General features: G+C 63.9%; 16 protein-coding genes. 11 read left to right on the forward strand and 5 right to left on the reverse strand.

The window, feature by feature from the left end:
• Nucleotides 1-9 precede the first annotated feature (9 nt).
• From ACP16H_RS15135 to ACP16H_RS15175, 9 genes are all read left to right on the forward strand, one after another.
• Nucleotides 10-381, forward strand: a complete 372-nt coding sequence (locus ACP16H_RS15135; protein ID WP_425073081.1) for a hypothetical protein — start codon at nt 10-12, stop codon at nt 379-381.
• Nucleotides 378-839, forward strand: coding sequence for a DUF6497 family protein (locus ACP16H_RS15140; RefSeq protein WP_425073082.1), 462 nt, complete (start codon nt 378-380; stop codon nt 837-839). The genes ACP16H_RS15135 and ACP16H_RS15140 overlap by 4 nt, the downstream gene beginning before the upstream one ends.
• Before the next feature lie 205 nt (nt 840-1,044).
• Nucleotides 1,045-1,191 (forward strand): hypothetical protein, encoded by a 147-nt coding sequence (locus tag ACP16H_RS15145; protein ID WP_425073083.1) that lies wholly within the window; start codon nt 1,045-1,047, stop codon nt 1,189-1,191.
• Between the two features lie 84 nt (nt 1,192-1,275).
• Complete coding sequence (locus tag ACP16H_RS15150; protein ID WP_425073084.1) at nt 1,276-1,644, forward strand: hypothetical protein; 369 nt, start codon at nt 1,276-1,278, stop codon at nt 1,642-1,644.
• 343 nt (nt 1,645-1,987) lie between these two features.
• Nucleotides 1,988-2,203, forward strand: coding sequence for a hypothetical protein (locus tag ACP16H_RS15155; protein WP_425073085.1), 216 nt, complete (start codon nt 1,988-1,990; stop codon nt 2,201-2,203).
• A 159-nt stretch (nt 2,204-2,362) separates the two neighbouring features.
• Nucleotides 2,363-2,572 carry a hypothetical protein gene (locus ACP16H_RS15160; RefSeq protein WP_425073086.1) on the forward strand — a complete coding sequence of 70 codons (210 nt, stop codon included), beginning with the start codon at nt 2,363-2,365 and terminating at the stop codon, nt 2,570-2,572.
• A 131-nt stretch (nt 2,573-2,703) separates the two neighbouring features.
• Nucleotides 2,704-4,704 carry an acetyl-CoA carboxylase biotin carboxylase subunit gene (locus tag ACP16H_RS15165; protein ID WP_425073087.1) on the forward strand — a complete coding sequence of 667 codons (2,001 nt, stop codon included), beginning with the start codon at nt 2,704-2,706 and terminating at the stop codon, nt 4,702-4,704.
• On the forward strand, nt 4,701-5,111 hold the full coding sequence (locus tag ACP16H_RS15170; RefSeq protein ID WP_425073088.1) for a hypothetical protein: 411 nt from the start codon (nt 4,701-4,703) through the stop codon (nt 5,109-5,111). The genes ACP16H_RS15165 and ACP16H_RS15170 overlap by 4 nt, the downstream gene beginning before the upstream one ends.
• Nucleotides 5,112-5,198: 87 nt before the next feature.
• Complete coding sequence (locus ACP16H_RS15175; protein ID WP_425073089.1) at nt 5,199-5,696, forward strand: hypothetical protein; 498 nt, start codon at nt 5,199-5,201, stop codon at nt 5,694-5,696.
• Between the two features lie 106 nt (nt 5,697-5,802).
• Here ACP16H_RS15175 and ACP16H_RS15180 read toward each other — a convergent pair whose 3' ends face one another.
• Nucleotides 5,803-6,255 carry a DUF4174 domain-containing protein gene (locus tag ACP16H_RS15180; RefSeq protein WP_425073090.1) on the reverse strand — a complete coding sequence of 151 codons (453 nt, stop codon included), beginning with the start codon at nt 6,253-6,255 and terminating at the stop codon, nt 5,803-5,805.
• 166 nt (nt 6,256-6,421) lie between these two features.
• On the opposite strand from ACP16H_RS15180, the gene ACP16H_RS15185 reads away from it, so the two are divergent.
• Nucleotides 6,422-7,369 carry a hypothetical protein gene (locus ACP16H_RS15185; protein ID WP_425073091.1) on the forward strand — a complete coding sequence of 316 codons (948 nt, stop codon included), beginning with the start codon at nt 6,422-6,424 and terminating at the stop codon, nt 7,367-7,369.
• Complete coding sequence (gene scpA / locus ACP16H_RS15190; protein WP_425073092.1) at nt 7,320-9,461, forward strand: methylmalonyl-CoA mutase; 2,142 nt, start codon at nt 7,320-7,322, stop codon at nt 9,459-9,461. The genes ACP16H_RS15185 and scpA overlap by 50 nt, the downstream gene beginning before the upstream one ends.
• Nucleotides 9,462-9,571: 110 nt before the next feature.
• Here the strand turns inward: scpA and ACP16H_RS15195 are convergent, their stop codons facing one another.
• The 4 genes from ACP16H_RS15195 to nhaA form a co-directional block, all read right to left on the reverse strand.
• A complete protein-coding gene (locus ACP16H_RS15195; protein ID WP_425073093.1) occupies nt 9,572-10,189 on the reverse strand; it encodes a phage tail protein in 618 nt (205 codons plus the stop codon).
• A 35-nt stretch (nt 10,190-10,224) separates the two neighbouring features.
• Nucleotides 10,225-10,815 carry a phage tail protein gene (locus ACP16H_RS15200; RefSeq protein ID WP_425073094.1) on the reverse strand — a complete coding sequence of 197 codons (591 nt, stop codon included), beginning with the start codon at nt 10,813-10,815 and terminating at the stop codon, nt 10,225-10,227.
• 30 nt (nt 10,816-10,845) lie between these two features.
• Entirely contained in the window at nt 10,846-11,496 is a 651-nt protein-coding gene (locus ACP16H_RS15205) for a phage tail protein (RefSeq protein WP_425073095.1), read from the reverse strand.
• A 205-nt stretch (nt 11,497-11,701) separates the two neighbouring features.
• A complete protein-coding gene (gene nhaA / locus ACP16H_RS15210) occupies nt 11,702-12,898 on the reverse strand; it encodes a Na+/H+ antiporter NhaA (protein WP_425073096.1) in 1,197 nt (398 codons plus the stop codon).
• Nucleotides 12,899-12,931: the final 33 nt, after the last annotated feature.

Raw genomic sequence — 12,931 nt, forward strand, 5'->3', positions numbered from 1 at the left:
CCGGGACCGATGGGGGAGAATGTCGATACGACGGTCCGCCGCCTGCGCGGCGGCTGGATCGAACAGCGGACAGAGGAGGGCTATATCCTGGCCCGTCACTGGCCGCCGCGTTTCGACATCTCTGCCTCGACCGAACTGCCGCCCCTGCGGGCGGCGCGGCTGGCGCGCCAGGTCCGTCAGGACCTCTGGCGGGCCTTGAAATCATTGCGTGGATTCTCTCCTGTGGTGGAAATTCGCTTTACGAAACATGGTTTGGCTGTTACCGCTGGTGGGCGCGTCGAGGGGCGCGCACCCCACGGTATCGAGTCTCTTGTTCAGGCGGTTCTGGATGATCCTGCGCGTCGTTCGCGCTGGCAATCCTGGGCCCGGAGAGACGTATGAACCGTGTATCGAGATATACCGCAGCGGGTGCGCCCGATGCGATAGCTGCCCCGGCGGGAGGAGCGGGCGTCTTAGGACGACTGTGCCGGGGCTGCTTCAATTTCACCCTGATCACCCTGATAAGCGCGCTGCCCCTGCGGGCAGAAATCCTGCCTTTGTCCGGGCTGGAATTCGCCTTTCATGACGAAATCGACGAGGCGCCGACCTACCGGATGCGCTACGTCGTTCCCGCGCTGTCCGGGGATGCCGTGGACTTTGACGCCATGGCCGACGACATGGCGCAACTGTGTGAAGCCGACGCCCTGCCACGCCTCACTGAGCAGGGGTACGAACCGTTTCGGGTTGTCGTCACGCTGATGGCCGAGCCGGTCGAATTCGGCGTCATGACCCCCGAAATCCGCCAGTTCTTCGAGAGCTACACCGTCGAGAACGGCCTCTGCATCTGGGAGGCTTTCTGATGAATCCACAATATCTTGCGGCGCGACTCTCCTGTGGACAACATTGTGCGACTTCCGAGTCACAGGCAAAATACCTCGCTCCGGACGCATATCTTTTCCACAAGGCAACCGTTATCCTGTCCCTCGATTGCACCCAAGCAATCGAGACCTCGAACCGAGGCACCGAACCCTTTGGTGTTTCGATAAAAACTGACAGGAGTAACAGATGTCCAAGAGCATCAAACTTCTTGCCATGCTGTCCTTCGTGGGCGCGCTCGCAGCGTGCGCACAGCAGGAAGAACAGGCGGAATACGTGGTGGTCGACCCCGAGCCGATCTCCGTGGAGCCCGTCTACACCGGCAAGTACAAGTAAGAACCTATCGGGGCGGAGGTTCGCCTTCGTCCCGACATTCCTATCGAGCACGGCTGCTACGGCCCCCAACAGAAAGGGCCGGGTATGCTGAAGCACCGCGGCTTCCCGGGGCGTCTCCCGGGCACCGACTACCAGTTCACGATCCGCCGCGCGAACCCCGATGGGGCGACGCCGCTGATCCGCCGCGACCGTTTCCGCGATCGCCGCAATCCCGACAAGAAGGCCGACTGGGTCTTCATGTCCGCCCTGTGGCATTACTTCGGCGACCAGCCCTTTGAGCGTGGCAACCTGGATGCGGGTCGCCTGTCGTGGATGTTTGGCCGCGAAGTCAAACCCTATGACCCGGACAATTTCGATCCGACCGACTACGAGGCGCTTCTTGTCATCGACGAGGCCATGGCGCGTGCATCCTTCCCCGAGGCCTTCGACGAGCAGGAGCCCTGGGAAAAGTAATGCGCGTGTCCTTGCCGATCCCTGACCGATTTGCGCGGCCCGCTGCCGATGCAATTTTGGCCGCCCATTCGCGCTATGCAGGAGCGGGCGCTTCTGCAACCTTGCGCGCAGGGCAGGGGATATGGCTGCAGCTGGCCACACGTTCCGCCTTTGCCCTTCCCCCAAAGGGGCGGCCGTCCATGTCCCCGGAGCGGTCGCCCCGCTTGGGCGTGTCTTCGGTGAATATGGTTTATCGGCAACAGCTTGCCCACGTGTTCTTCATGTGGAGAAAAGGCTGGAAACATGGCGGCTTTGACGTATTTTCTTCCTCAGAGCAGAAAAAAAACAAATCTGAGGCAATCCCATGCACCGGTCCATCCGTAGCTTACGCATCCCTTTTGCCATCCTGGCATTGCTGTTCCTCGCGTCCTGCGGCGACACGCTCGTCGAACAGGGGGCCGTCGGCATGGCGGCCGGTGGCGCCGCAGCCATGGTCCTTGAAAGGGACGCCGTCACCGGCATGGCCATCGGCGCCGCTGCAAACATCGCGTACTGCCGCCAATACCCCTCGCGCTGCTGAGCTCGGGCAGGCCTCTCGGCGGCTTTCGGCGCAAGCGAGGGCATTTCCTGCGCTGAAAACGGCGCAACTTGCATTTTCTGATGGAACGCAAGTCGCGTACGGTGCGTTTGGATGCATAATCCGGACTCGGGCTGCGGCTCGGAACAGAGAGGACAACACATGCGTATTTTCACCCTTATTGCAGCAATGGCAGCCACCCTCAGCGTTGCGGCGTGCTCTGGCACCGACCTCGAGCGTGGCGTCATGGGCGCAGGCATCGGCGCGGCAACTGCGGCGGCAACCGGTCGCAACGTGGCGGCAGGCGCGGCCATCGGCGGCACGGCCGGCGTGGTCTGTGACGACGTCACCCCGCAGCTCTGCACCAACTAAGACAGATTCCGATGCGGGCGTAAGCCCGGCATCCACCGCAAACGTGAACGCCGCCCGGACCGTGCAGGTCCGGGCGGCGTTTGCATGTTCAATGGCGCGTTTTGCGACGCGCAAGACCGAAGGGACGACAGATGTTTGACAAGATCCTGATCGCGAACCGGGGCGAGATCGCCTGCCGGGTCATCAAGACCGCGCGCAAGATGGGCATCAAGACGGTGGCGGTATACTCCGACGCCGACAAGAACGCGCTGCACGTGGAGATGGCCGACGAGGCGATCCACATCGGCCCGCCGCCCGCCAACCAGTCCTACATCGTGATCGACAAGATCATGGACGCCATCAAGCAATCCGGCGCGCAGGCCGTGCACCCGGGCTATGGCTTCCTGTCGGAAAACGCCAAGTTCGCCGAGGCGCTGGAACGCGCCGAAGTCGCCTTCATCGGACCGCCGAAGGGCGCGATCGAGGCCATGGGCGACAAGATCACCTCCAAGAAGATCGCGCAGGAGGCGGGCGTGTCGACGGTTCCCGGCTACATGGGGCTGATCGAGGACGCCGACGAGGCGGTGAAGATCTCCAACCAGATCGGCTACCCGGTGATGATCAAGGCCTCTGCCGGCGGCGGCGGCAAGGGGATGCGCATCGCGTGGAACGACGAGGAGGCGCGCGAAGGCTTCCAGTCGTCCAAGAACGAGGCCGCCAACTCCTTCGGGGACGACCGAATTTTCATTGAAAAATTCGTCACCCAGCCTCGGCACATCGAGATCCAGGTCCTCTGTGATGCGCATGGCAACGGCATCTACCTGAACGAGCGTGAATGTTCGATCCAGCGCCGCAACCAGAAGGTCGTCGAAGAGGCACCGTCGCCCTTTCTCGACCCCGAAACCCGCAAGGCGATGGGCGAGCAGTCCGTGGCGCTGGCAAAGGCCGTGGGCTACACCAGCGCGGGCACCGTGGAATTCATCGTCGACGGCGAGCGCAACTTCTACTTCCTCGAGATGAACACCCGTCTTCAGGTGGAACACCCGGTGACCGAACTCATCACCGGCGTCGACCTGGTGGAACAGATGATCCGCGTCGCCAATGGCGAGCCGCTGGCGATCACGCAGGACGACGTGCAGATCAATGGCTGGGCCATCGAGAACCGTCTCTATGCCGAGGACCCGTATCGCAACTTCCTGCCCTCCATCGGTCGCCTGACCCGCTACCGTCCGCCTGCCGAAGGGCCGCTGGGCGCGGGTGTCGTGCGCAATGACACCGGCGTCTACGAGGGCGGCGAGATCTCGATGTACTACGACCCGATGATCGCCAAGCTCTGCACCTGGGCCCCGACGCGCCTCGAGGCCATCGAGGTCATGCGCAACGCGCTGGACAGCTTCGAGGTCGAGGGCATCGGCCACAACCTGCCCTTCGTCGCTGCCGTGATGGACCATCCGAAGTTCATCTCGGGCGACATGACCACCGCTTTCATCGCCGAGGAATACCCCGAGGGCTTCGAGGGCGTGACGCTGGATGAGCAGCATCTGAAGCGCGTCGCGGCGGCGGCCGCGGCCATGAACCGCGTGGCGGAAATCCGGCGCACCCGCGTCACCGGCACTCTGGGCAACCACGAGCGCCGCGTCGGCACCGAGTGGGTGGTGACTCTGCAAGGGGCGGATTTCCCGGTCTCCATCGCGGCGGATCATGATGGGTCGACCGTGACCTTTGCGGATGGCACCAGCCACCGCGTCGAAGGCCAGTGGACGCCCGGCATGAGCCTCGCGCGGATGACCGTGGACGGCGAGGGTCTTGTCCTGAAGGTGGACAAGATCACCCAGGGCTTCCGCCTGCGCACCCGTGGCGCCGACCTGAAGGTCAACCTGCGCACCCCGCGTCAGGCCGAGCTGGCCAGGCTCATGCCCGAGAAGCTGCCGCCCGACACCTCCAAGCTGCTGCTCTGCCCGATGCCCGGCCTGATCGTGAAGATCAACGTCGAGGAAGGGCAGGAAGTGCAGGACGGTCAGGCGCTCTGCACCGTCGAGGCCATGAAGATGGAAAACATCCTGCGCGCCGAGCGCAAGGGCATCGTGTCCAAGATCAACGTGGCCGCCGGTGACAGCCTGGCCGTTGACGAAGTCATCATGGAATTCGAATGATGCTTCGCCGCGCCGCCGCGATCTGGATCATGCACAGCCTGGCGTTCGTCGCCGGGCTCGTGCTGTCCGGTGTCGTGGCGGTGGGGCTTTGGGCCATCGTGCCCACGACGGGCGCCGCCTGGCTTGTGGCCGGTGCGGCGCTTGCGGTGTCCATCGTGGCTGTCGGTGCCGGGTACGGCCTGTACCTGACGCTGATCGGCCTGCTTCTGGATGTCGAACTGGGCTGGGCTTACTATCTGCTGGGCCCGGTGATCGTTCTGGCCGTGATGGGGCTGGTGTTCACGACGGTCTATGCGGGCATGCTGAGCGTCGGCGGCGGGCCGGTTCTGGGCTACGTGCTGCTCTATGTCATCGGCGGGCTCATCATGCTGCGACGCGCCGGATCGGCACGGGACGATGCGACATGAGCGCAATTGCGCATATCGCGGTGGGGGCAACCAAGTCTCAACCTGTTTGTCGTATCCTCCGCGGTCATGCGGAGTGCGCTGCGACATATGATGTCCCTCTTCGGGGTCTTGCTGCTTTTGGCGGCCTGCTTCCCCTTGGACAAGGAGGAGGACCTGCGCGCGGGCTTGCGGGGCATCGTCTACCTCGCCCAGACGCGACGCTTCGAATCCAAAAGCACCTGCACGGCGGCGATCTTCGATCTGGCCTCGGACGCGGTGCGCACCCCTGCGGTGCGGCGCGTGTCGAACGTGCGGGAGGGGATCGAACTGGCCAAGCAGGGGCGCATCGTCGCCTTCGACGTGCCGGGGCTGACGCCCAACATGGTGTCCGAGCAGATGATGTCCATCAATCTGTACGAGGGGATGGGGCTGATCTCCAGCTTTATCGGGCCGTCGATGGAATGCATGGACGACCAGTTTCAGGTGGACGTCTACTACGCGCTGATGACCGAGGACAGCATGGCGATCTACGATCCCACGTCGAACGCCATGATGCTGTTGCATCGGCCGAAAAAGTTACTGTTCTACATGCGCGGCAACGTCTGACGTTAACCATTTCCATTGATAACAAAGGGAAAATGGAAATTGCGGCTGGCAATTTGATGCCGCAATCCGGCAATTGGTTAACGGCTCGGAGAACGCTGCAAAGGGGTCAAAAGCCCTTCAGCTCGTCCTGTCGCAGAGGCAGCTTGTCGATCGACCGCGAGATTTCCCGCACCGACCATGGGCGCGGCTTGCGCGTGACGATCGTGCCGTCCTTGGCCATGATGACCAGCGCGAACCCGCGTGGACGCAGCGCCTTGCGCACCGAGGTCTGCGCCGCCGGGTCGCTGTCCGCGATGATGACCACGTCGCGTTCGTCCAGTGCCGCGTACCGCTCGGTCAGCAGGGCAATCTGTTCCTGGAAACGCGGATCGGCAGGATTGTCTGCAAAAACCACGACGGGCCGCTTGATCCACAGCCAGTCCTCCAACGATGTCTCGGCGGCGTCGATCACGACGCTGACCTCTTCGCCCGCCTCCACGTCTGCCGCCAAGACAGGCAGGGGATCAACGGCAAGAGCCATGACGAGGCTCAACAGGGCGGGGCGCAGGACTGTCTTCATGCCGTTGAATATATGCCCGGGGCAGGCGGCTGCACAGGGGCAGGCTGCGACGCCCGACGAAAATTTTATCTTTAACAGCATGGTCACACGGACCTGCGCATCGTCCCTCCCGACCAATCCGGCCCGCGCATGGGGCGCTGCCGGGGCAGCGGGGACACGCGCGACCATGGAAATCATCCTGCACCTCGGGGCGCATCGTAGCGCCTCAACCAGCTTTCAGTCGTACCTGCGCGCCAACCGTGACGGGCTGGGCGAGCATGGGCTGGGCTTCTGGGGACCGTGGCGCACGCGGAACGGCTTGCTGCACGGTATCGCCGACCGACCCGAGAGCGAGGCGCAGACCCGCCGCGCCACGGGCCGCCTGCAGCTGGCGCTGGAGGGGGCGCAGCGCAACGGCGTGCGGCGTCTGGTGGTGTCGGACGAGAACATGATGGGCTCGCCCCGCCGCTGCCTGCGGGCTGGGGCGCTCTATCCCGGTGTGGGCGAACGGGTGGCGCGGCTGGCGACGGCCTTTGGCCATGTGCGTACCATTTCCTTGCAAGTCCGCGCGCAGGACCTGTGGTGGGCCTCGGTGATTTCTTACCTCATCCCGCGCGGCGAGGCGGTGCCCGAGGCAGCGAAGATCGCCGCGCTGGCCAGCAACACGCGCACATGGCGCGATGTCATCACCGACATCGCCTGCGCCTGCCCGGGGGCCGAGATCGTGGTGACCCCGTTCGAGCGCTTTGCCGATCACCCGGACCGACTGTTGGGCATGATGACCGGCCTTGGCCATCTGCCCGATGCGCGGCCCGGCGAATTCTGGCGGAACCGCCGCCTGACCCTGCACGAGTTGCGTGAAACCATCGCGGATCGGGGCGAAGACCCCGGCCGCCTCCCGGAGGGAGAGGGGCGTTACATGCCCTTCGACGACCGCCAGCGCGCCGCGCTGCGCGAAGCCTATGCCGACGACCTGTTCTGGCTCGAAGCCGGAGCAGAGGGTTTGGCCACACTGACAAAGGATGCGGACCCCATGCGCCCGGGCTTCTCCCCGGCCATCGGTCCGAAAGAGAGAGGACAACGACATGACCGACCAGCCAAAAGGCCTGCCCGACGATTGGCGCAAGACCGCTGAGAAGGAACTGCGCGGCAAGCCGGTGGACAGCCTGACCTGGGACACGCTCGAAGGTATCCCGGTCAAGCCGCTCTACACCGCCGCCGACACCGAAGGCCTTGCCCACATGGGCACGCTGCCCGGGCAGGAGCCCTTTACCCGTGGCGTCAAGGCGACCATGTACGCGGGCCGTCCCTGGACGATCCGGCAGTACGCGGGCTTCTCCACCGCCGAGGAATCCAACGCTTTTTACAGGAAAAACCTCGCTGCCGGTCAGCAGGGCGTCTCGGTCGCCTTCGACCTTGCAACGCACCGGGGCTATGACAGCGACCACCCGCGCGTGGTGGGCGATGTGGGCAAGGCCGGTGTGGCGATCGATTCTGTCGAGGACATGAAGATCCTTTTCGACGGTATCCCGCTGGACAAGATTTCCGTGTCGATGACCATGAACGGCGCGGTGATCCCGGTGCTGGCCTCCTTCATCGTTGCGGGCGAGGAGCAGGGCCATGACAAGGCCGTGCTGTCGGGGACCATCCAGAACGACATCCTCAAGGAGTTCATGGTCCGTAACACCTACATCTACCCGCCCGCGCCCTCGATGCGGATCATCTCGGACATCATCGCCTACACGTCCGACAACATGCCGAAATTCAACTCGATTTCCATTTCCGGCTACCACATGCAGGAAGCGGGCGCGAACCTCGTGCAGGAGCTCGCCTTCACCATCGCGGACGGCAAGGAATACGTGAAGACGGCGATGGACGCGGGCATGGACATCGACAAGTTCGCGGGCCGGCTGTCGTTCTTCTTCGCCATCGGCAAGAACTTCTTCATGGAGATCGCGAAACTGCGCGCCGCGCGCCTGCTGTGGCACCGCGTGATGACGGACCTCGGCGCCAAGGACCCCCGGTCCAAGATGCTGCGCACGCACTGCCAGACCTCGGGCGTGTCGCTGGCCGAGCAGGACCCCTACAACAACGTGATCCGCACGGCCTACGAAGCCATGTCCGCCGTTCTGGGCGGCACGCAGTCCCTGCACACCAACGCGCTGGACGAGGCGATCGCCCTGCCGACCGAATTCTCGGCCCGGATTGCGCGCAATACGCAGTTGGTTCTGCAGGAAGAAACCGGCGTGACCAAGGTCGTCGATCCGCTCGCCGGGTCGTATTACGTCGAAAGCCTGACGGACGAGCTGGTGCAGCGCGCGCAGGCCCTGATCGACGAAGTGGACGAGATGGGCGGCATGACCAAGGCCGTGGAATCCGGCATGCCCAAGCTGCGCATCGAGGAAACCGCCGCCCGCCGTCAGGCCGAGATCGACCGGGGCATCGACGTCATCGTCGGCGTGAACAAGTACAAGCTGCAGAAGGAGGATGAACTCGACATCCTCGACGTGGACAACGTGAAGGTGCGCGAGGCACAGGTCGCCCGGCTGGAACAGATCCGCGCCACACGCGACGAGGCGGCCTGCACGGCGGCCCTGTCCGAGCTGGAGCGTCGGGCGAAGGAAGGCGGCAACCTGCTGGAGGCTGCCGTCGAAGCGGCGCGCGCGCGTGCCAGTGTTGGAGAAATCAGCATGGCCATGGAAAAGGTGTTCGGACGTCACCGCGCTGAGGTAAAGACCCTCGCGGGCGTCTACGGTGCGGCCTACGAGGGCGACGAAGGCTTTGCCGCCATTCAGAAATCGGTCGAACAGTTCGCCGAGGACGAAGGCCGCCGCCCGCGTATGCTGGTGGTGAAGATGGGGCAGGACGGTCACGACCGTGGGGCCAAGGTCATCGCCACGGCCTTTGCGGACATCGGCTTTGACGTGGACGTGGGCCCGCTGTTCCAGACCCCGGACGAGGCGGCGCAGGACGCCATCGACAACGACGTGCACGTCATAGGGATCTCGTCGCAGGCCGCTGGTCACAAGACGCTTGCCCCGCAGCTGGTGCAGGCGCTGAAGGAACAGGGCGCGGGCGACATCATCGTGATCTGCGGCGGGGTCATCCCGCACCAGGATTACGAGTTCCTCTACAACGCCGGGGTGAAGGCGATCTTTGGCCCGGGGACCAACATCCCCGAGGCGGCGCAGGACATCCTGAAACTGATCCGCGAAGCGCGGGCTTGAAACTCTCGCCTGAAACTCTGGCCTGAACCCCCGGCCTGAAGACCCTGAAGAAACGCAACGGGGCCCGTGAAACACGGGCCCCGTTTTCATGTCTGTCGTTCTCCACGTCGTCAGGACCGCGGCGGGTAGAGGCCTTGAGTCGCGATGCACCAGTTGAGGGTGATGAAGGGCGGGCGGTTTTCGTGCGGCTGGCTGCCGCCCGTCATCGTCACGGCATTGGCGGCCATTGTGTCTGACGCGGCTGTGGGATCGTAATAGGCCGATCCACGGCCCGGCCCGACGCCCGTGGCCGGGTAGGCGTTTTGGGGATGCGACAGCGTGCCGTTCGCCGAAGACGCCCTCAACGAGTGGCTGTGTGCAGGCAACTGGCTGGTATTCAGGGTGACCGTCTCGGTGCCGCTTGCCTGGCCTTGGGTATACATCGACAGGCCCGGTCCGCGACCGTTGTGGATCGGCGTGCGGCCGTTCAGGTTCGGCAGGGCGAATGTCGTCGTGCCATTGCCGCCGTAGATCGTTCCGATCAGCGAGAAAAGCGCGGTGTTTTGCGCGATCGGCAACAACGTTCCGTCCGCCCTGGCGTAGGAGCGCGGACACCAGTTCATCGGGAAAGCCTTCAGCTGTCCAATATAGGCATCCTGCGCGAGGGCCGGAGCGGCGGGCGCCGCCAGCGTGACGGTGGTCAGGGCCACGGCGGCGAGGCGGGTCAAACGGGTGCGGGCGGACTGCATGATGGTCTGTCCTTTGTGTGCGTGGGTCATGGGGATCACGAGCGGCTCGGGAAGATGCCCTGTGTCGCGATGCACCATGTGGTCGCGATGAAGGGCATGCGGTTCTCGTGCGACTGGCTCCCGCCGGCGTTTCCGACAACGTTCGGGTTCATCGTCGTGTTTGTCCCGCTTGGGGCGTATGTGGTGACACCCGGCGTCGCGGCGAAGTGGTTGTTGCCTGCAGTGGCGGCCGTGGCGTTGGCCGATGTGCCCATCAGGTTGTGATTGTGGCCGGGCATGCTCGGCACGGTCAGGGTGACGGTCTCTGCGCCGCCCTTCTGGCCGACAGTGTAGTCCGAGTTGCTGCCCGACAGAGTGCCTTGGCTGACGGAAGCGCGCCCGCGCATGTCCGGCAGGGCAAAGCTCGTGCGGCCGTCACCGCCATAGGTCGTGCCAAGCAGCGAGTACAGCGCCTGGTTCTGGTTGATGGGAAGGATCTGCCCGTTGAGGGGCGCCCAGCCCCGAGGGCAGAAGTTAAAGCCGAAGGATTTGATTTCCGACAGGATCTGGTTCTGTGCGGTGGCCGGTCCGGCAAGGGCCGCGACCACGACCGCTGCGACCAGCGCGAAGGATGTCTTGTGTGTCATGTCATGTGTCCTGAAAATGGAAGGCCCGGGTCAGCTGCGCGAGGGGTAGATGCCCTGCATCGCCACGCACCACTTGATGACGAGGTAGGGCGCCATGTTGTTGTGCGGCTGGCTTTGCCCGGTCTGAGAGATCGTTCCCGTACCCATGGAGACACTGGGGGTGTCCGGGGCATAAAGATTGCCCGTGGTGCCGTTGGTATTCGGCTGCGCCAGGAGATTGCCCGCAGGAGTGGTCTGTGTCCCGGCGTCGTTGATGGCCGATAGGGTGTGGGTGTGCGACGGGATTTGGTTCACGGTCAGCGTAACCTGTTCCGCCCCCGACTTTTCGCCGAGTCTCACCGGCTGGAGGCCGGGGCCGTCACCCATTTCGATATTGCTGCGGCCGCGCAAGTCGGGCAGGGCAAAGGTGGTGCGCCCGTCGCCGCCATAGGTCGTCGTGTAAAGCGAAAACAGCGCGTCGTTGCTGGCGATGGCCAGCAATTGGCCATTGGCTTCGGACCAGCCCAGTGGGCAGAAGCTGCCCGCAAACGCGCGGATTTCGCCGATGTAGGGCTCGGCGCCGTCCTGCGCCATGGCCGGCGCAGCGGAAAGGGTTGCGCAGACGAGTGGCAGGCTGGCGAGCACGGCTTTTGGGGTGACGGCTCTGAGCGACCGTTGCAGGCCGTCGAACATTGAAGTCATGGGGTCGTCCTCAAATGGGTCTTGTGGAACGCGGGGACGTGGGCCCCCGCAGGAAAATCGCACGCGAATACACAACCTTATTGGGTCTTCCCTTGCGTCACATGTCAACCTTTAAGAGAGTCCGCCTGTCGCGGCGGTGACACACGCAAAAGGCCCCGCGTCTTTCGAGCGCGGGGCCTTGGTTTGGTTCGGTGTGTGAATGGCGTCAGGCGACGGCGTTTTCAGCCTTCGCTTCGGCCTTTGGCGCGTCACGGGTGGACAGGCGCAGCGCGATGTACCCCATGATGCCCGACAGGATCGACCCGGAAAGCACGCCAAGGCGTACCTCGTTCATCAACGCCTGATCTGTGAAGCTGAGCGAGCCGATGAAGAGCGACATGGTAAAGCCGATCCCCGCAAGGCAGGCGATGCCGTAGATCTGCGCCCAGTTCGCCCCCGAGGGCATCCGGGCCAGACCCAGCTTCACCATTGCAAAGGTGATCCCGAAGACGCCCAGCTGCTTGCCGAGGATCAGACCCAGCGCGATGCCCATGGGCAGGGGCGCCATCAGGTCGCCGAAAGTCATGCCCTTCAGCACCACGCCCGCGTTGGCAAAGGCAAAGATCGGCACGATCACGTAGAGGACGTAGGGCGACAATCCGTGTTCCAGCGAATGCAGCGGGGATTTCCCGTACTTGTCCTTCAGCGGGATGAAGAAGGCCGTGACCACGCCCGCGAGCGTCGCGTGTACGCCGGATTTCAGCACCAGCACCCAGAGGATCACGCCCAGCATCAGGATCGGGGCCATGCGGTGAACCTTCTTGTGATGCAGGAACCACATGCCCGCCAGCGGGATCAGCGAGAGGAAGAGGTAATCGACCTTCAGCTCGGCGGTGTAGAACAGCGCGATGATGACGATGGCCCCCATGTCGTCGAGGATCGCCAGCGTCAACAGGAAGACCTTCAGCGACGAGGGGACGCGGTCCCCCACCAGTGCAAGAACGCCAAGGGCAAAGGCGATGTCGGTCGCCGCCGGGATCGCCCAGCCGCCCACGGTCGCCGGGTTGCCCCAGTTGAAGGCCAGGTAGATCAGTGCCGGGAACGCCATGCCGCCGATCGCCGCCACGCCGGGCAGCACCACGTCGGAGGGATTCTTCAGCTTGCCTTCGAGTAGCTCGGCCTTCAGTTCGAGACCGATCAGAAAGAAGAAGATGGCCATGAGGCCGTCGTTGATCCAGAGGATCAGGGGCTTTTCCAGCCCTTCGCCGTTGATTGTGACGGCGAAATAACTGCCCAGAACACCATCATAGGCTCCGGCCAGTCCCGAATTGGCGACGATCATCGCCAGAACAGCGGACAGCATCAATAATATGCCCCCCGAAGCCTCGTGGCCGAAGAAGCGGTCCAGCGCGCGAAGCAGCATCCATATCCCTCCTATGGAAATTCATTAGTCATT

Origin of the sequence: Sagittula sp. S175 (genome assembly GCF_049800975.1) — a bacterium.
Taxonomy (GTDB): Bacteria; Pseudomonadota; Alphaproteobacteria; order Rhodobacterales; family Rhodobacteraceae; genus Sagittula.

Bases quoted from the DNA above. Each gene is read 5' to 3' on its own strand.
- ACP16H_RS15135 (WP_425073081.1), top strand. From the start codon at position 10: ATGGGGGAGAATGTCGATACGACGGTCCGCCGCCTGCGCGGCGGCTGG.
- ACP16H_RS15195 (WP_425073093.1), bottom strand. From the start codon at position 10,189: ATGCAGTCCGCCCGCACCCGTTTGACCCGCCTCGCCGCCGTGGCCCTG.
- ACP16H_RS15145 (WP_425073083.1), top strand. From the start codon at position 1,045: ATGTCCAAGAGCATCAAACTTCTTGCCATGCTGTCCTTCGTGGGCGCG.
- ACP16H_RS15205 (WP_425073095.1), bottom strand. From the start codon at position 11,496: ATGACTTCAATGTTCGACGGCCTGCAACGGTCGCTCAGAGCCGTCACC.
- ACP16H_RS15140 (WP_425073082.1), top strand. From the start codon at position 378: ATGAACCGTGTATCGAGATATACCGCAGCGGGTGCGCCCGATGCGATA.
- ACP16H_RS15185 (WP_425073091.1), top strand. From the start codon at position 6,422: ATGGAAATCATCCTGCACCTCGGGGCGCATCGTAGCGCCTCAACCAGC.
- ACP16H_RS15160 (WP_425073086.1), top strand. From the start codon at position 2,363: ATGCGTATTTTCACCCTTATTGCAGCAATGGCAGCCACCCTCAGCGTT.
- ACP16H_RS15200 (WP_425073094.1), bottom strand. From the start codon at position 10,815: ATGACACACAAGACATCCTTCGCGCTGGTCGCAGCGGTCGTGGTCGCG.
- ACP16H_RS15180 (WP_425073090.1), bottom strand. From the start codon at position 6,255: ATGAAGACAGTCCTGCGCCCCGCCCTGTTGAGCCTCGTCATGGCTCTT.
- ACP16H_RS15150 (WP_425073084.1), top strand. From the start codon at position 1,276: ATGCTGAAGCACCGCGGCTTCCCGGGGCGTCTCCCGGGCACCGACTAC.
- nhaA (WP_425073096.1), bottom strand. From the start codon at position 12,898: ATGCTGCTTCGCGCGCTGGACCGCTTCTTCGGCCACGAGGCTTCGGGG.
- ACP16H_RS15165 (WP_425073087.1), top strand. From the start codon at position 2,704: ATGTTTGACAAGATCCTGATCGCGAACCGGGGCGAGATCGCCTGCCGG.
- ACP16H_RS15155 (WP_425073085.1), top strand. From the start codon at position 1,988: ATGCACCGGTCCATCCGTAGCTTACGCATCCCTTTTGCCATCCTGGCA.
- scpA (WP_425073092.1), top strand. From the start codon at position 7,320: ATGACCGACCAGCCAAAAGGCCTGCCCGACGATTGGCGCAAGACCGCT.
- ACP16H_RS15175 (WP_425073089.1), top strand. From the start codon at position 5,199: ATGATGTCCCTCTTCGGGGTCTTGCTGCTTTTGGCGGCCTGCTTCCCC.
- ACP16H_RS15170 (WP_425073088.1), top strand. From the start codon at position 4,701: ATGATGCTTCGCCGCGCCGCCGCGATCTGGATCATGCACAGCCTGGCG.